The organism is Paraburkholderia sp. WS6 (assembly GCF_030464835.1).
GTDB classification, from domain to species: domain Bacteria; phylum Pseudomonadota; class Gammaproteobacteria; order Burkholderiales; family Burkholderiaceae; genus Paraburkholderia; species Paraburkholderia madseniana.
In genome coordinates this window covers 1-16704 of sequence record NZ_JALQCK010000066.1, presented here as the reverse complement: position 1 = coordinate 16704, position 16704 = coordinate 1, and the positions used below count along the sequence as shown (strand labels likewise).

12 protein-coding genes and 2 pseudogenes are annotated in these 16704 nt (G+C 60.4%); 6 read left to right on the top strand and 8 right to left on the bottom strand.

Translation table 11 applies throughout. The features are described 5' to 3' along the window. Nucleotides 1-194 precede the first annotated feature (194 nt). From M0D64_RS42080 to M0D64_RS42070, 3 genes are all read left to right on the top strand, one after another. On the top strand, nucleotides 195-1133 hold the full coding sequence (locus M0D64_RS42080) for an SMP-30/gluconolactonase/LRE family protein (RefSeq protein WP_266261975.1): 939 nt from the start codon (nucleotides 195-197) through the stop codon (nucleotides 1131-1133). 86 nt (nucleotides 1134-1219) lie between these two features. Beyond that, nucleotides 1220-1624: a heme-binding protein gene (locus tag M0D64_RS42075; protein WP_266261974.1), complete on the top strand. Its 405-nt coding sequence runs from the start codon at nucleotides 1220-1222 to the stop codon at nucleotides 1622-1624. Nucleotides 1625-1656: 32 nt separating this feature from the next. After that, the gene (locus M0D64_RS42070; protein ID WP_266261973.1) at nucleotides 1657-3825 is read left to right on the top strand and encodes a malate synthase G; all 2169 of its coding nucleotides are present in this window, start codon (nucleotides 1657-1659) and stop codon (nucleotides 3823-3825) included. 34 nt (nucleotides 3826-3859) lie between these two features. Here M0D64_RS42070 and M0D64_RS42065 read toward each other — a convergent pair whose 3' ends face one another. Then, on the bottom strand, nucleotides 3860-4849 hold the full coding sequence (locus M0D64_RS42065) for a LacI family DNA-binding transcriptional regulator (RefSeq protein ID WP_154561916.1): 990 nt from the start codon (nucleotides 4847-4849) through the stop codon (nucleotides 3860-3862). 442 nt (nucleotides 4850-5291) lie between these two features. Further along, complete coding sequence (locus M0D64_RS42060; protein ID WP_266261972.1) at nucleotides 5292-6218, bottom strand: LysR family transcriptional regulator; 927 nt, start codon at nucleotides 6216-6218, stop codon at nucleotides 5292-5294. A gap of 335 nt (nucleotides 6219-6553) precedes the next feature. Between M0D64_RS42060 and dkgB the strand changes: the two are divergent. After that, nucleotides 6554-6670: pseudogene (dkgB, locus tag M0D64_RS42055) on the top strand (2,5-didehydrogluconate reductase DkgB); the annotation flags it as partial. Nucleotides 6671-6760: 90 nt separating this feature from the next. Beyond that, a complete protein-coding gene (locus M0D64_RS42050) occupies nucleotides 6761-7774 on the top strand; it encodes an aldo/keto reductase (protein ID WP_266261971.1) in 1014 nt (337 codons plus the stop codon). Between the two features lie 607 nt (nucleotides 7775-8381). Here the strand turns inward: M0D64_RS42050 and M0D64_RS42045 are convergent. The 5 genes from M0D64_RS42045 to M0D64_RS42020 form a co-directional block, all read right to left on the bottom strand. Beyond that, the gene (locus tag M0D64_RS42045; RefSeq protein ID WP_266261969.1) at nucleotides 8382-9122 is read right to left on the bottom strand and encodes an OmpW family protein; all 741 of its coding nucleotides are present in this window, start codon (nucleotides 9120-9122) and stop codon (nucleotides 8382-8384) included. Nucleotides 9123-9644: 522 nt separating this feature from the next. Next, on the bottom strand, nucleotides 9645-11651 hold the full coding sequence (locus M0D64_RS42035) for an acyl-CoA synthetase (RefSeq protein WP_266261967.1): 2007 nt from the start codon (nucleotides 11649-11651) through the stop codon (nucleotides 9645-9647). Continuing rightward, nucleotides 11648-12604, bottom strand: coding sequence for a fumarylacetoacetate hydrolase family protein (locus M0D64_RS42030; protein WP_266261966.1), 957 nt, complete (start codon nucleotides 12602-12604; stop codon nucleotides 11648-11650). The genes M0D64_RS42035 and M0D64_RS42030 overlap by 4 nt, the downstream gene beginning before the upstream one ends. Nucleotides 12605-12638: 34 nt before the next feature. Then, the gene (locus M0D64_RS42025) at nucleotides 12639-13709 is read right to left on the bottom strand and encodes a VOC family protein (RefSeq protein WP_266261965.1); all 1071 of its coding nucleotides are present in this window, start codon (nucleotides 13707-13709) and stop codon (nucleotides 12639-12641) included. 13 nt (nucleotides 13710-13722) lie between these two features. Further along, on the bottom strand, nucleotides 13723-15399 hold the full coding sequence (locus M0D64_RS42020; RefSeq protein WP_266261990.1) for a bifunctional 3-(3-hydroxy-phenyl)propionate/3-hydroxycinnamic acid hydroxylase: 1677 nt from the start codon (nucleotides 15397-15399) through the stop codon (nucleotides 13723-13725). 148 nt (nucleotides 15400-15547) lie between these two features. Here M0D64_RS42020 and M0D64_RS42015 point away from each other — a divergent pair, with 148 nt between their 5' ends. Then, nucleotides 15548-16303 (top strand): TetR/AcrR family transcriptional regulator, encoded by a 756-nt coding sequence (locus M0D64_RS42015; RefSeq protein ID WP_266261964.1) that lies wholly within the window; start codon nucleotides 15548-15550, stop codon nucleotides 16301-16303. Between the two features lie 87 nt (nucleotides 16304-16390). Here M0D64_RS42015 and M0D64_RS42010 read toward each other — a convergent pair. Further along, a pseudogene (locus M0D64_RS42010) lies at nucleotides 16391-16704 on the bottom strand (RND transporter); the annotation flags it as partial.

Here is a 16704-nt window from a genome sequence, read left to right as displayed (position 1 = left end):
AAAGAGGGCGAGAGTAATCGCTTTCTTACATAACCACTACGGCCGATACGCCGCTGCTTGAAACTCAACAATTTCAAGCATCTTATGGCACTTCATTTCCAAATTCAAGAGAAAGCGCTTACTCAATTTCCTTTATACTACCGGTCGCGCCTCCGCATAGGCGGAAATGCCGGGCACCCGAACAGGAGACTGAGATGTGGCAACAAGCTGAGCGATACCCCGACCCCCGGGTGATTTCGCTAGACCCTTCCTTCGATAAATACCGCGTGGCCTTTTCGGCTGTCGAACGGCTGGCTACCGGCTACCGGTGGACCGAAGGTCCGGTATGGTTCGGCGATGGACGCTACCTGCTCTGGAGCGACATTCCGAACAACCAGATGCTGAAATGGGAGGAGGAAACGGGCGTGGTCAGCGTGTTCCGGAAACCTTCCAACTACGCGAACGGCAACACCCGCGACAGGCAGGGGCGACTCGTTACGTGCGAGCACGGCCGCCGCGTCACACGCACCGAGTACGACGGCAGCATCACCGTCCTTCTCGATTCCTTTGAAGGCAAGCCGCTCAACTCCCCCAACGATCTGGTGGTGAAATCGGACGGCTCGATCTGGTTCACTGATCCGCCGATGGGCATTTTCGGGCACTACGAAGGAATCAAGGCGGAGCAGGAACTCCCGCACTCCGTATATCGGATCGATGGCGTGACAGGCATTGCGTCCGTAGTCACGCGCGACTTGAAAGGGCCGAACGGCCTGTGCTTTTCACCCGATGAGAAGCTGCTCTACATCATCGAATCGCGCGGTGTTCCCAACCGGATGATTCACGTTTATGAAATGGACGCGGACGGTCGCGGCATCGGTAAAGGCCGGATGTTCTACGACGCGGGAGTCGGCACGATCGACGGAATGCGCGCGGACATCGACGGTAATTTGTGGTGCGGCTGGGGCATGGGCAATGACGAACTCGATGGCGTCATGGTCATTTCGCCACAAGGAAAGATGATTGGCCGGATCGCCCTGCCCGAGCGCTGCGCGAATTTGTGTTTTGGCGGACGCGCACGTAACCGGTTGTTCATGGCGTCGTCGCAGTCCATTTATGCAGTGCACGTCAACACGCAGGGCGCGCTGGGTGGATAACCCGGTCCGCCGCGAAACGTATCCCGGCCACCGGCATGCGCCGGTGGCGACACTTCACTTCGAAACACAGACTTGATAACCCTGACATGCAAAGCAAACCCGTATTGACCGTTGTAGAAGCTACGCGAATCCTCGAAGCCGCGCGCGCGGAAGCAGAGAAAAACCAGTGGGCAGTCACCATCGCGGTCGTGGATGACGGAGGCCATCTGCTGACTCTGCTCCGCCTCGACGGCTGTGCGCCGATAGGCGCTTACATCGCGACCGAAAAGGCCCGTACGTCAGCGCTCGGCCGACGTGAATCGAAGCAGTACGAAGACATGATCAACGGCGGCCGAACCGCGTTCCTGAGCGCACCGCTGGCCGGCACCCTGGAAGGCGGCGTCCCCGTCATGGTCGACGGGCACGTTGTGGGCGCAGTCGGCGTGTCGGGTGTCAAGCCGGATCAGGATTCGCAAGTGGCCCGAACCGCAGCAAACAGCCTCAACGGCTGATTGATTGATACTTGAAACTGTTGGAGCACATGATGGGTGAAATGATCGAGCGCAACGGGCTGCGTGTTGCGGCTGTTCTGAGCAAATTTGTAGACGACGAGGCGTTGAGCGGGACTGGCATCGACAGCGAAGCCTTCTGGAAAGGCTTCGCTGCCCTCGTCCACGACCTCGCCCCGAAGAACCGCGCGCTGCTCGCAGAACGCGATCGTCTGCAGACGGAGCTGGACCAGTGGCACCGCGCAAATCCGGGGCCGGTGCGCGATCTGAAGGCATACCGCGCATTTCTCGAGGGCATCGGCTATATCGTGCCGGCGAGCGCAGCCGTTAAGGCGACCACCGAGAACGTCGACACCGAAATCGCCGGGCAAGCCGGCCCGCAACTCGTCGTGCCGCTCTCGAACCAGCGCTACGCGCTCAACGCCGCGAATGCGCGCTGGGGCAGCCTGTACGACGCGCTTTACGGCACCGACGCGATCCCCGAAACCGACGGCGCGGAGCGCACCGCTTACTTCAACCCGGTCCGCGGTGAGCGCGTGATCGCGCGCGCCCGCGCATTCCTCGATGAAGCGGCGCCGCTCGCCAACGGCTCGCACGTCGACGCCATCGCGTACCGCGTGGAATGCGGCAAGCTCGCCGTCACGCTCAAGAACGGCTCGTCGGCATTGAAGGTTCCCGCACAGTTCATTGGCTATCAGGGTGACGCAGGCTCCCCTTCCGCCGTCCTGCTCAAGCATCACGGCCTGCACTTCGAGATCCAGATCGACGCAACGGACGCCATCGGCAAGACCGACGCGGCGCGCGTGAAAGACGTGCTGATGGAAGCGGCTGTCTCGACGATTATCGATTGTGAAGACTCGGTTGCCGCCGTCGATGCCGCCGACAAGATCCAGCTTTACCGCAACTGGACCGGCCTTGCGAAAGGCGATCTGACCGAGCAGGTCACGAAGAACGGCAAGACCTTCACGCGCCGCCTGAACGCCGATCGCACATACACCGCGCCCGATGGCTCGACCGTGAAACTGCATGGCCGCTCGTTGCTGTTCATCCGCAATGTCGGGCATTTGATGACGAATCCGGCGATCGTCGATCGCGACGGTCATGAGATTCCCGAAGGCATTCTGGATGCCGTGATGACATCGCTGGGCGCGATGCACGATCTGCAAAACAAACTCAATTCGCGGACCGGATCGATTTACATCGTCAAGCCGAAGATGCACGGCCCGGCCGAAGTCGCGTTCTCCAATGAGCTGTTCGGCCGCGTCGAAGATCTGCTGGGGCTGCCGCGCCATACCATCAAGATGGGCATCATGGACGAGGAGCGCCGCACGAGCGTCAACCTGCAGGCGTGCATTGCGGCGGCATCGGCGCGCGTGGCGTTCATCAATACGGGCTTCCTGGATCGCACCGGCGATGAGATGCACAGCGCAATGGAAGCCGGTCCGATGATGCGCAAGGGCGACATGAAGTCGTCGGCGTGGATCGCCGCTTACGAGCGTAATAACGTGCTGGCCGGCTTAAGCTCGGGATTGCGCGGACGCGCGCAGATCGGCAAGGGCATGTGGGCAATGCCCGACCTGATGCACGCAATGCTCGAACAGAAAATCGCGCATCCGAAAGCGGGCGCGAACACGGCTTGGGTGCCGTCGCCGACTGCCGCGACGCTGCACGCGCTGCACTACCATCAAGTTGACGTTCAGGCCGTGCAGCAAGAGTTGGAAAGGACCGGCTACGACAGCGTACGCGATGAACTGCTCGATGGCCTGCTGACGATTCCTGTCGTCGAAAAGGCGCAGTGGTCGGATGAGGAAATCCGCGAGGAAATCGAGAACAACGCGCAAGGGATTCTGGGTTACGTGGTTCGCTGGATCGATCAGGGCGTCGGATGTTCGAAGGTGCCGGATATTCACGATATCGGTCTGATGGAAGACCGCGCGACGCTGCGCATTTCGAGCCAGCACATTGCAAACTGGCTGCATCACGGGGTGGTGTCAGAAGCGCTGGTGAACGAAACGTTCAAGCGCATGGCGAAGGTGGTGGATGCGCAGAACGCCAACGACCCGCAGTACCAGCCCATGAGCGGTCACCTGGATACATCGCTCGCGTTCAAGGCGGCGAAGGCGCTGGTTTTTGAAGGACGGTCGCAGCCCAGCGGGTATACGGAGCCATTGCTGCACAAGTTCCGACTTGGCGCGAAGTGGTAGGCGCAAATCGCAGTCGAAACCGTGGGCCGCCGACCTAGGTGCTGCGAGGACGCGCCGTCGTACCACGCACAATCAGGTCGGTCGGCACGATGTACTGCGAACTGACGGGCCGTCCTTCGATCCGGGCGAGCAGATACTCGGCGCTGCGCGCGCCGATTTCATCGGCGGCAAGCCGCATGGTCGTCAGCGGCGGCGACGTGAAGCTGGAAAACTCGATGTCGTTGATGCCCGCGATCGACAGGTCGCCCGGCACGTCGATACCCGACTCGCGCGCCTCGGCCAGCGCGCCGATTGCAAGCAGATCGGTGCCGCAGATTACGGCCGTTGGACGCTCGGGACCGTTCATCAGCGCCTTCATCGCCATCTGGCCTTCAATGATCCTATGTGGCATCTCGATCAGATGCTCGTGGCGCAACTGCAGCCCGCGCGACTGCAGCGCCGCGCGCACGCCGATGATGCGATCAGCCGCGCGATCGCTGTGCTGCGTCATCTGGGTAATCATGCCGAAGCGCACGTGCCCGAGTTCGAGCAGATACTCGGCGAGGCGCCGGCCCACTGCGACATTGTCGAACCCGACATAGGGGTGATCGTGATCGACGGTCCAGCCGTTGACGAGCGGAATCTGCTCCTTTTCGATCAGTTCATAAAGCGCGGGCGAGTGGTTACGGCCCACAAGCATCAGACCGGCAATGCCGTCCGCGATAAGCGCGCGCACCTGCTTCAGTTCGTCCTCCTGGTCGTAGTACGAACAGCCAAGCAGCAACGTATAGCCGGCTTCTCCGATGCGCTTTTGCAGCGCAAACACACCAATCGCGAAGTTCTGGTTTTCCAGCGACGGAATCACCGCGCCGATCGTCTTCGAGCGCTGCGACGCCAGCGCGCGTGCCGCCGCGTGCGGCGTGTAGCCGAGGGTCTGCGCGATCTCACGCACGCGGTTCTGCAGTTCGGCCGCTACCGTCGCGTTGCCGTTCAACACGCGCGAAACGGTCGCAGTCGATACGCCCGCTGCGCGTGCCACGTCCATCACGGAAATTGCATTCGATTTGCGACGCGGCGCTCTTTTCTTTGTTTCTGTGGTCAACTTGCACCCTGCCCGATGTCGAGGCGCACCATCGCGCCTTCCCTGTGCCGCATACTATAACGCGGAGCATCGGGAAATGGCGGCCGCCGGGTGCGCACCTGCTCCTGGTCGATCCTCTCCGTGTTTCCGTCGAACGACACGAGACACCCGCAGCCACCGTGAAAGAGCGCTTCGCGCAGATCTTCTGTCTGCCCTGTCGCCATAGTCTGCGCGACATATCGTTCGGCGTCGTTCTCCGGCACGTAGCCGAGCCAATGCGCGTTCGCACTGTTCGCTGGAAAGCATGAACGACCTTGCAGCGAACTACGGCGCGATCGTGCGACTTTTCCTTCAACGCGTTTCTCACCCCCGCTCAGTCTGGCGACAATCGCGTCTCAGGCCTCCATCAGTGATCCGCCCACGCTGCCGCCCGCCGCGCCGGCGTTCCGCTGCCGAGCGCCTCGATCAGATAATCGACGAACGACGCGATCCGCGATGAGATCGCCGTATTCCGGTAATAGACGGCATGAATCGGCTGCCGCACGTCCTGCGTGTGACGCGTAAGGATCTGCATGAGCCGCCCCGCTTCACGGTCCTGCGTGGTCATGAAATCCGACAGGCAGACGATCCCGTTGCCTTCGAGCGCGAGTTGCCTCAGCGTCTCGCCGCTCGACGACCAGACCGTGGGCTCGATATGGTACGGTTCACCATCGGCACCGAGCAGCGGCCAGACATTCAGCGATTCCGGCTGGTTGAAGCCGAGCAGTGCGTGCTTGCCGAGATCTTCGATCTTGCGCGGCTGGCCGTTCACCTCGAGATAGTTCGGACTCGCGAGAATGCGCAGCCTGCTGTTGCCGACGAGCCGGCTATGCAGCGTCGAATCCTTCAGCCGTCCGATCCGGATCGCGACGTCGGTGCGCCGCTCGAGCAGATCGATCACGCCCTCGTTGCTGTTGAGTTCCAGCTCCACCTCAGGATAACGCTCGCGGTATCCCTGCACGAGCGGGACAATCACATGCAGCATGAACGGCGACGCCGCGTCGACCCGCAACCGCCCCGACGGTTTCTCGCGCCGCGCCACCATCTGTTCCTCGGCACTTTCCACCGACTCGATGATCGCCCGTGCGTCCTGCAGGAACGCCCGCCCCTCCTCGGTCAATTCGAGCCGGCGCGTGGTCCGGCGCAGCAGCGTCGTCTTCAGCTTCTCCTCGAGCCGGCCGAGTGTACGGCTCGCGGCCGACACAGTCAGGTCAAGCTGCTGCGCGGCGGCCGTGATCGACCCAGTGTCGACCACGGCCGCGAAGGTTTGCAATTCGTCCAGTGTGATTTTCATTGTTGATTTCAAATCAAAACAATTTCGTTTATAACCTGGTTTTTCCGCAAAAGTAAAGAGCGCACACTGCGCCGACCGCTCGCTCGATGGCACCCTGATCAGTTTCCTGTTGCTGCTGATCGCCGCGGCAAGCGTCGCGTTCGTCGTGCTGCAGGTCGCCCGTCAGCGCCGCATGCAGGTAGACGCAAACGCATAGCACAGGCTACCGGAACGCATTCCAATATTTGATTTGAAATCAAATATGTTTGACGGATACAACCGTTTTTCGCATGGATGAAAACCGGCAGAATCCCATCATCGATTGAGCAGTTCGCATCCAACAATTGGAGTACATCATGAGCACGATTCCCGCATTTGGCGTTGGGACATTGCGCCTGCAAGGTCAGGTCGTCATCGATTCGGTCCGCAACGGCCTTGAACTCGGCTACCGCGCGATCGACACCGCGCAGATCGCGGCGCTCGAGCGCAATGGCCGCGAAGTCAATCCGGACGGCCTCGCGCCGACCTGGGATTGAGATTTTTACGATCGTTCAAGGCTACCCATGCGAATCACTATTCCATCCCGTATCGGATTCGGCACTGCGCCGCTTGGTAACATGTACCGCGCGATTCCCGACGACGAAGCGCTCGCCACCGTCGACGCGGCGTGGCAAAGCGGTATCCGTTACTTCGACGCCGCGCCGCTCTACGGCGCGGGTCTTGCTGAACTGAGGCTCGGCGAAGCGCTCGCGGCCCACCCAAGAGACCAATATGTGCTCGGCACAAAGGTTGGCCGCCTCATTCTCGACGAACACGAATCAACCGCAGAGCGCGATCTAGGTGAGAAAGGCGGATTGTTCGAGTATGGACTCCCTAACAAGATCGTCTACGACTACACGGAAGAAGGTACTTTGCGTTCGATCGAAGCAAGCCTGAAGCGGCTGCGCACCGACCGGCTCGATTACGTGTGGATTCACGATCCCGCTGTCGATTTTCATGGCGACAACTGGCGCGCGGTATTCGAGGAAGCGATGTCCGGCGCCGCAAAAGCGCTGACACGCCTCCGTGACGAAGGCGTCATCAAAGGATGGGGGCTCGGTGTGAATCGAGTGGAGCCGTGTGAACTCGCATTGGAGCGCGCCGATCCGGACGGTTTCCTGATCGCGGGCAGATATACGCTACTGGACCATGAAGCGGCGCTGCGCAAGCTATTACCCGCCTGCGAGACACGCAACCTCGGCATCGTCGTCGGCGGCCCGTACAATTCCGGCTTGCTGGCGGGTGGCACTCACTTCGAATATCAGTTGGCGCCACAAGCGATGATCGATCGTGTAGCGCGCATTAAAGAGGTATGCGCCCGATTCGGTGTGGACATTCGCGCGGCAGCGTTGCAGTTCTCACTTGCCCATCCGGCCGTTGCCGGCATCATCCCTGGCGCAAGCCTTCCGTCGCGAATCGTCGAAAATCACGCGCTGATAGCAGCCCCCATTCCCGCAGCATTTTGGGAGCAGTTGAAGTCCGCGCAATTGATTGCCGCGCATGCGCCGACGCCTGATGAAGTTACCCCCGTTCTCTGATCATACGAATGAAGAACGGTCGCTACGGTGCGGCCGTTCCGTTCGCAGCCAGCCTGACATCTCTGCCGTTCGTCCGAGCAGCCGCCCTGACTGGCAGCCATAGCGGGGGCACCGCACCACGATTTTATGAAATCCTGGCAGAGCCTGCAGAAGCCACAATCTCAACTCCGGCTACGCCTTCGTCTGAAAAGCATGGCAGCACGTGCTGCAACCGCGTGGGCGCAACGCAGTGGCCAGCCCCAGCTCGTACTTCATCGGGTGGACAGAAAGCTGAACATCCCTGCTCCTTCTCGTGATTACAAGCTCTTCGTTCCGTGCGCTGCCGGATGGCACCCGGTCATGATCTACCCCGCATGAACTCCCACACCAGCCGGGAACGGCATGCAAACCTGCCGGCAAACTCCGGACCGTTATCAACGGTGATAGAAGCAGGCAATCCACGAATCTCACTCAAGCGCTGCAATAGGCGAGACACCTGAAATCACGGTCGAGCTTTTTGCAAAATAGAGTCTACTGGGCGCAAGTACGCAGCAGAAAACATTTTGCTTACCTCTGTCCCTGAAGAGCGTTCAAACCCCTCGATTGGCGCATCGTCGATCTGCACGCGCTAGAACGTATAGGCGACGTTCAGGAAGACGTTAAGCGGATTGAGCCGGAGCGTGGATTTGGAAACGATCTGCGTTCCCGTTGCGGTCTGCCCGTATAACGTAAGGTGGGTTTTCACCGGAACATAGCCAAGAGAGGTTCCGACCGACCAGTGTTTTGTAATCGCGTAATTTGCCCCGACCTCGAATACAGGATTCCACGATGAACTGAGTGTCGCACGTGCCGAGCCGCCTGGACCAAGGCTATCAGTGACAAACTGGCTATTGGTTGTCCGAACCTGGGTGAACCACGTATAGTTCACGCCGAGCCCTATGAACGGACGGAATTTCGATTCGGCTGAAAACAGGTGGTATCGAAGTTCGATGGCGGGCGGCATGGGCCTTGTTGTGCCGAGCTTGCCATACTTCTGCAGCGTCCCGTCGCCAATCAGATTCACCTTCATTGGTAGTCCAAAAAGCATGGCGACACCCATGTTGTCCGTGACGTAGTACTCAGTGGTAATTCCCACCGTATCGGTTGAGCTCGCATGCGCTCCGCTACCAGATAGCTGCTGATTCACTGCTACCCCGCCAATGCTTTCCACGGTTAATGGCGTTGCGTCACCCTGCGGCGCAATGTGAAGCCATCCCGTCGACAGCGTTATGCTTCCGGCCGACTGCGCATCGGCATTGTCGATAAGCCCAGCCGAGCAGATGCAAGCCGCCATACCGACCGAACTGATCGCGCGTTTGTAATTCCTCATGCCTCTTCTCCTGTCTCTTTGTCTGGAAATTTTTGTGAATCAGCGTATTTCTGTTCGAACTGCTAAATTGATTGTTGTCCGCCTTTCGCATAGCTACACCCCCGCCTACTCCCATCGCCCTGCACTCTAGTAAGAGTGCATTGCCAGGCGTTCCGTCTCGGGCGGGAACACGCACCACGTACCGTCGCGGTGCCGGAAGAAAAAGAATCCAAGCGGGCCTGTCGGTAGTAGTAGCTCAATACGCACGCACGGTTTCTGATTCGAGCGCGCGCGGCTGAATCGGATAACCCGAACCGGCGTCGAGGAAGTCGGCCCGAGCCACTTTTCAACCTGCGAACGCAAAGACCTTTCCGATGCAATACTCATCCTCTTTCCCTTCCAAACGAATAGGTATACTAAATTTAATACACTGACAGACATTTCAACGTGGCATCGCGCCGGGTACTTCCGATCAACCTCTAATCCGGTCGCACGACCGAACACGTCCCTTTGAGGTCGTGGCTCGTGTCACGTTGGCCTGCCCTACGCATCTGTTGCTGTCGGGTCCGTCCCCGTCGGTTGCTCCGCCCGTGCTGGCCTCGCGGCGGCCGAGATCGAAAATGCGAACGGAAAGCGTCCGAGCGCGGAAGTCGCCAATGCTTCGAACGCGGGGTCGCCAAGTTCGACGTGAAGTGAAATTCCACGCGAGATGTCATCAATGAGGCTAACGATTGCATCCTCGACGCCAGCCTCTACGAGGGCCGACTCCAGGGCGTCTGCCGTTTCGCGCCGTTTTAGCGCAGGCTTGAAGATCTTGCCGACGCCCGTCAGCGGCATCGCATCCACGATCCGTATCCCCTTTGGCAACGCGGCGCGTTCGTTGATCTCGTGACGCAGAAACTCGGCCAATTCCGCTTCCGTTGCCGTTGTGCCCGGCTTTAGCTGGACATAGGCAACCGGCAACTCGCCCGCGTGCATATCGGGACGGCCTACGGCTGCCGCGATCTGGACTGCGGGATGGCGATGCAGTGGTTCTTCGATTGCCGCAGGGTCGATGTTGTGTCCGCCCCGGATAATCAGCTCCTTCTGCCGGCCGGTGAGCCAGAAGTAACCGTCGGGGTCGCACCGTCCGAGATCTCCGGTATTGAGCCAGCGGCCGCCGTCACCACTTTCCATCCAGATGCCACTATTCTGCTCCGGCCGGGTATAGCCAACGAACACGTTTGGCCCGGAGATAACCAGCTGGCCGACCTCATCCGCAACGCAATCTCGTACATACCGGCCGGTTTCATCGACCACCACTGCTTTCATTGCCTGACCGGGCAGACGAAGACCAATCGAACCGACCCTGCGCTCGCCAAGCGGAGGGTTCACGCTGCTAACGCAGGTACCTTCCGTGAGGCCGTAGCCCTCAAGGATTCTTATTCCTGTACGATCCTGGAAAGTGCGAAGTAATTCCACCGGCATGGGGGCGGCGCCACACAGTCCATACTCGAGCGAGCTGATATCGTGCTCGCCAACTGGAACGTCCAGCAGCGATCCGTAGAGTGTCGGGACAGCGCTGAAGAAGTTGATGCGGTAATGCTCGACAATTTCCCAGAAACGCTTTACAACGCCTTCGCCCCGATAGCCTTGCGGTGTGCCGAGCACGACGTGGGCACCACGCGAGAACGCCAGCAGACCTGTCACCATCACGGCGTTCACGTGGAAAAGCGGCAGTCCGCAAAAAATCGCTTTTCCCGGACCAATGCTTTCGCCGAAGAATTGACCCGCGTTCCACGCATTGGCCACTTCGTTGCCGTGCCGTCGAACCGCAATCTTCGGCAGCCCGGTGGTACCGCCCGTGCAAAAGAACGACGACACATCATCCATGCTCAGTCGACGCGTGCTGCTGAGCGCCACCCCGGACTCCCCCGCGATGGCGGTGCTGAAATCGTGGATGCCGACATGCGCAGGAACGGCACCGTGAACGCCGCCAGGCCCATGCAGTTTCGAAGACTCGCCACGTTGAAGCATCCGGGCCGCAAATCCCTTTTCACCCGGCATGCGGTCGGCCGGATTCACGAGCACCAGATGCTGAAGGGAAGGCACCTTGCGCAACACCGCTTGCACCTTTTGCCAGAGGTCAGTTCCGGGCAACGGTGCCAGGGTCACGAGCACGCTCGCACCTGAGGCGTTCAGCAGTTCGCCGATGGCTTCGCCCTCAAGCAGCGGATTGATCGCGCAGACAATCCCGGCGGCTTCCCCGCCCCAGATCACCAAGTGCGTTTCAGGGAGGTTGGGCAGAACGTATGCGACAACCGAGTCGCGGTGTACTCCAAGGCGCGCAAACATGTTTGCGGTTCGCGTGACATCGCGCACGAGTTCACCATACGTCCAGCACTCAGCGTTCCGGTGGTCGTCGGCCGTTGCAAAGAACGAAAGTGCGGGTGCCACTGGATTGATGGCGGCGCCCCGGCAGATCATCTCGTAGGTACTCGACGGAAGATCCGCCAGTTGCCCCTGCGTTTCAATGGCAAGGACATCGTGTACGTTTGCGACGCCTTTCATGCCGCCTGTTCCATAACGACGTTGTGCTGTACGCCCAGATCGATCGAGCGGTCATGGCTGGCGATATGCGCCTCCACGACGTCACCCACGCGCAGATACTGAGGCCTTTCCTCCTGCATCTTCAGGAAAAGCCGCCACTTTTCCGCCTCAGGCAGTTGCGCCGCGGCGCGCTGCTTTTCGGGTGACGGAATGATCAGCGCACAACCGGAGGGCGTGCCGGTCGCGAGCAGGTCCCCGGCGCGCAGGTCGTGTAGGGCGGAAAGCTCCGTCAAGGTCTCCGCCGGGCCGTAGACGAGGCCCGCCGTGGAATCATTCTGGCGGACAGTTCCGTTTACCGTCAGCGTCAGCGCGAGCTCCTTCAGCTTTGGAATATCCTGTTTCTCCAGGAGGCAAAGGTAAGGGCCGACAGGGCCAAAAGTGCGATAGCTCTTGCCCTTGTAGAACTGCATCTGTGGAATCTGGATATCGCGCGCGGAATAGTCGTTGACGATCACGGCGCCCGCGATGTAGTCATGCAGGTTCCCGTCGGTGACAGTTTCGCGCGACGTAATGTCGCGTTTGAGGACAAGACCGAGTTCGATCTCGTAGTCGAGGAACTGCACCTCGTTTGGCTTAACCACGGGCGAGTCGGCCGGAACGATGCAGCTTGTTGCCTTCGTGAAGATCATATTGAATTTCTTCACATCCGGGTCCATGCCGGACTCGATCATATGCTGGCGATAATTCGCGCCCTGGCAAATGAACTGCTGATTGGCGGTCACGGGCGACAACCATTGCACTTCCGATTCGGAAATCGTCGGACCGCTCAGCACGAACAGCCGTTCGACCGGATTGGCCTCGATAAACTCGGCGGTCGTCTTGAACTCGCCGGGAATCGGCGTGATAGTGCCATTAGCGACCACACCCCACTGGGCGCGGCCATGGTGCAGGTAATGCAGAACGTGAAGTGCCATTTATCGATCTCCGGATTCTATGGAAGGGGTTGGTTCAAGCGAAAAGCTTTGCCAGCATCCGCAGCTTGCTCAAAGTCAGGTCGGGGCTGCGGCGCAGGTTCCTGAAGAGCGCCACGATGCTCGAAAGCGTGAATCTGGGTTTTGTGAAACTGCGCGGCATTGTCGGTCCCCATTGCGCCATCGCCTCACGGCTCACGACATGAACACCGGTCGGCGCATCGGCCGTAAAGAGATCGCCGTCGCAATAGTGCTCATGCTTGTCGCCCCACGGGTCCTGCCAGTAGTCGAAGATCTGGCTGCCCAGGATATGACGGCCAATTCCCCAAGCGTGCGTCCAGCCCTTCTCGCGCAGGACGCGCTGGCCCATGCCGACCGCGTCGGCATCCACGACTTCGTAGGCACTATGGCTGTAGATGGGCACGAAGCCTTGTGCAAGCGCGAGCGTATGGTGATCGGCCGGCTTGTCGCCGAGATCGAGCCGCATGAACGCGACGACCGGCGAGCCATCGGGAAGTACCTGCACATCGCTCGGGATGAATCCAAAATGCCGCGTATACCATGCGCAGGTTTCCTGGTAGTCGGCGAGTTCGAGCACGACATGTCCGAGCCGGATAACTTCGGGCGCGCACTCGGGCGGTCGCTGCGTCCCGTTAATTCGGACGGCCGCATCCACGGAGTTGAACGGCAATGGCGGCCGATGGGATAGCGTCGAAGCTGGCGCCTGGCCCCATATTGCATCGACGCGAAAGCCAGAAGGATCTGTCAGTCGTACTGTATAGCCGCCGCCTGGCAACTGCGACCGTTCGACCTCAGAGGCGCCGGGCACTTTTGCAAGCGCATCAAGATCGGCCATGTTGTCGACCTGTAGCCCGAAGCCGACGAACATGGATTTCGGCGCCTTTCGGACGACGTAGCAGAAATGCGAAGCACCCGTTCCCCGCAGCAGGACGAGCGCATCAGTGCGCGATACCGTTCGGAGCCCGAAGTCATTGAGAAATTGCTCGGCTTTCTCGAGATCTGGCCGGTCGAATATCAGATAGGCCAATGCCGACGCTTTCGTCGTGGGATCGGGGTGACGGGACGGCTGTACAGTAGTCAGTTTCATGGCAGAACGGAAATCAAACGGTTCGGATAGCGTGTTCGGCTTCCATAGCCGGCGCGCCGACGGGGTTCGTCAGCAAGGCAAGACTCTCGCGCACGATGCGGTTCACGTCGGTGGCCGCACCGTCGTGGACGATCGTCTTGTCGGGCCGGACTACGGCAACCCACCCGACGGGCACCAGCCCCGGAAGAAATACGCCTTCAAGGTCTTCCCAACTGTCGAGCGCGGCAAGATGCAGCCGTTGCCCCCGATGGGCAATCTGGACAACGCGCCCCCCGGCACGCGCAAACGCTGCGGCCGTCGCGTGCTCTAGCACAGCCGCCGCATCCACGCCAAACCCGATCAGCGTGAGACCCTGCCCGAGCACGTCGTCGCTCAGACACGTGGTGCCATCGGAACCTCTCACCCAGCCTTGCGCGATGACTGCGCCACGAACAAGCCTCGTCGACGAGCGGCCCTTGGCGAACAGTCCACTGCGAAATGCGTTCTTCGGCTTGATCTGCAGTTCCTCAAATTGCGCGCGCAGGCGCGGCACGAGTCCCGCAAGTCGCATCAACCCATGAGTCAACAGCGCAACCGCGCCACTTCGCGGCATGACGAGCCTACTCATGAATTTTGCAAGGTTGATCATTGCCTTTGCATGCGGGCGCCGCTCCTCGTCATAGGTATCGAGAATCCTTGGGTCGGCACGTCCGTGTACCACCCATGCCAATTTCCAGCAAAGATTGGCGGCGTCCCGAAGGCCTGCTACCAGCCCCTGCCCGACGAATGGAGGCGTGATATGGGCCGCGTCGCCCGCGAGGAACACCCGCCCCTTGCTGAATGCGTCAACGGTGCGCGCATGGAAGCGATACACGGCCTTGCGCTCGATGATCATCTCTTCGACGTTGCCCCATGGAGAGAGCAACTCCCGGATGCGTGTCTCGGATTCCATTTCCTCGCGTCGCTCGCCAGGCTGCAGCATGAATTCCCAGCGTTCACGGTGGCCAGGCGCGACCATATGCGGGATTGGCCGACGGTGATCGCAGATGAATTCGATGTGATCGATCGGACGCGGTACGTAGCGGGCATCGACGATCAACCAGTCCTCGGCGAACGTCTTACCTTTGAATTCCTGGCCAATGAGCTGCCTCACCAGCGAACTCGCCCCGTCCGCGCCGACCAGATAGCGGGCACGGACCTCATGAGTGCGCCCGTCCCCGAGGTCCAGCGACGCGAGCACATGGTCCCGTTCCTCCGTGAAGCCCTTCAGTCCGACACCCAGCGCAATATGCGCACAGTCATATGTCTCGAGCCGGGCGCGCAGGCACCGCTCGAGATCCGGCTGGTAGAACGTGACGAGCTTCGGATGGCCATCCAGGCTGCCCAGCGAATTCACGCTGCCGAACAGGCCCAACATGGGCGACCTCATGCGGACGTACGGTATGGCGATCGTCTCGAAATCGCGCTCGCCAACGCCCGCAAGCTGAAGGATGCGCAGCGCCTCGTTATCCAATGCGATTGCACGGGGCGCCATGAATACTTCACGCGACTTGTCTACAACCATCACGTTCACACCGTGCCGTGCCAGCAGATTGGCGGTCGCCGCACCGACCGGGCCACACCCGACTATCAGCACCTCTATTGCCTCGGGCAGGTCACGCGTCGGCGGCTGAACCGGGTCCTGCAGGCCGGACGGCCCGGTGGTGTTTATTGCTCCTGTCTCCACTGTCACTCCATCTGTCTATTTGTTTGTCGGGCGTCAACCATGCGCCTTATTGACATTAAAGTCATCGATGACAACTTTGTCAATAGAAACATTCCAATCTATACTTGGATATGAGCAAAGACTGGAACTCGTCATGGCGAACTCTTTAAACCGGCCCGCGCCCAAGCGCTCCACCCGTGCGGACCCCGTTTCTCCGGTCGCCGTTCCCGAGGAGCGCGAGCCGCGCGGAGCGCGCCGCAAGCGCGAGACACGCGCCCGCCTGCTCGACGCTGCCCTCCGGCTAATGGCGGAAAAGGGCATGGAGGGCGTGGCGATCAACGAAATCACTGAGGCCGCCGACACCGGCTATGGCTCGTTCTATAACCACTTCGAGTCGAAAGAAGCCATCTACGCGACGCTCGTCGGCAACGTATTCGAGGAATTCGCCGACATGCTCGATCGCCTCACCGGCGGCCTGTCCGACCCGGCCGAGGTAATTGCCGTCTCGGTGCGCCATACCCTGATGCGTGCGCGGCGCGATCCCGTTTGGGGACGCTTCCTGATACGTGAAGGGTTTTCAGCTCACATCCTGAGCCGTGGGCTGGGCCAGCGGCTGCTGCGGGATATCGGAAACGGCATCGCCGCCAAGCGCTTTGTGGTCGCTGACCCCTTCATCGGCTTTCTTTCGGTGGGCGGCACGGTGCTCGCGGCAATTGCGGCCGAGCTGAATTTCGTCGCGCCGGGCGCGCCGGCGGCAGACCTGCTCGACGAGCTCGGCTTCAGCGGAGAGCATTTCGCCGAGCGTACGGCAGCAACGCTTCTGCAAACACTCGGGCTCAAGCGCACAGAGGCAGAGAAGATTGCAATGCGCGCGTTGCCACTGGTCGAGGCGGAAGTCGACGCGCAATGAGGCGGTTGAAGTCAAGACGCGTTATGGACCGGGATCATCGACGCGACACGAAGAGACAAAGGCCCTCGCCGAATTACGGAAACAAGGTCATTCTCTTGACGTCACGTGCGGCTGATCGGCAGGCAATTCGCCCATCGCCTGGAAGAGTGCGGCGGTATCGCTCATGCGTTGACTCCCGGCGCGGGCGGCGCTAAGCCGTGCGTTGAGAAACCGCTGCTCGCTGGCGTGCTGTGCCGTTGACGGCAGGGAACCCAGGCGGGCGCGCGACGCCGTTTCGTCGAACGCAGCTTGGGCTGCCTGTGCCGCTCTTTCGGCAAATGCCAGCATCTGCGCGTCATTGTCCAGTGCGGCAAGCGAATCGGCGACATCCTGGAATGCCGACAGAACTGTCGACTTGTAGT

What these genes read in the sequence shown, in the direction of transcription:
- M0D64_RS42080 (WP_266261975.1), top strand. Translation starts at nt 195, where the DNA reads ATGTGGCAACAAGCTGAGCGATACCCCGACCCCCGGGTGATTTCGCTA.
- M0D64_RS42075 (WP_266261974.1), top strand. Translation starts at nt 1,220, where the DNA reads ATGCAAAGCAAACCCGTATTGACCGTTGTAGAAGCTACGCGAATCCTC.
- M0D64_RS42070 (WP_266261973.1), top strand. Translation starts at nt 1,657, where the DNA reads ATGGGTGAAATGATCGAGCGCAACGGGCTGCGTGTTGCGGCTGTTCTG.
- M0D64_RS42065 (WP_154561916.1), bottom strand. Translation starts at nt 4,849, where the DNA reads ATGGACGTGGCACGCGCAGCGGGCGTATCGACTGCGACCGTTTCGCGC.
- M0D64_RS42060 (WP_266261972.1), bottom strand. Translation starts at nt 6,218, where the DNA reads ATGAAAATCACACTGGACGAATTGCAAACCTTCGCGGCCGTGGTCGAC.
- M0D64_RS42050 (WP_266261971.1), top strand. Translation starts at nt 6,761, where the DNA reads ATGCGAATCACTATTCCATCCCGTATCGGATTCGGCACTGCGCCGCTT.
- M0D64_RS42045 (WP_266261969.1), bottom strand. Translation starts at nt 9,122, where the DNA reads ATGAGGAATTACAAACGCGCGATCAGTTCGGTCGGTATGGCGGCTTGC.
- M0D64_RS42035 (WP_266261967.1), bottom strand. Translation starts at nt 11,651, where the DNA reads ATGAAAGGCGTCGCAAACGTACACGATGTCCTTGCCATTGAAACGCAG.
- M0D64_RS42030 (WP_266261966.1), bottom strand. Translation starts at nt 12,604, where the DNA reads ATGGCACTTCACGTTCTGCATTACCTGCACCATGGCCGCGCCCAGTGG.
- M0D64_RS42025 (WP_266261965.1), bottom strand. Translation starts at nt 13,709, where the DNA reads ATGAAACTGACTACTGTACAGCCGTCCCGTCACCCCGATCCCACGACG.
- M0D64_RS42015 (WP_266261964.1), top strand. Translation starts at nt 15,548, where the DNA reads ATGGCGAACTCTTTAAACCGGCCCGCGCCCAAGCGCTCCACCCGTGCG.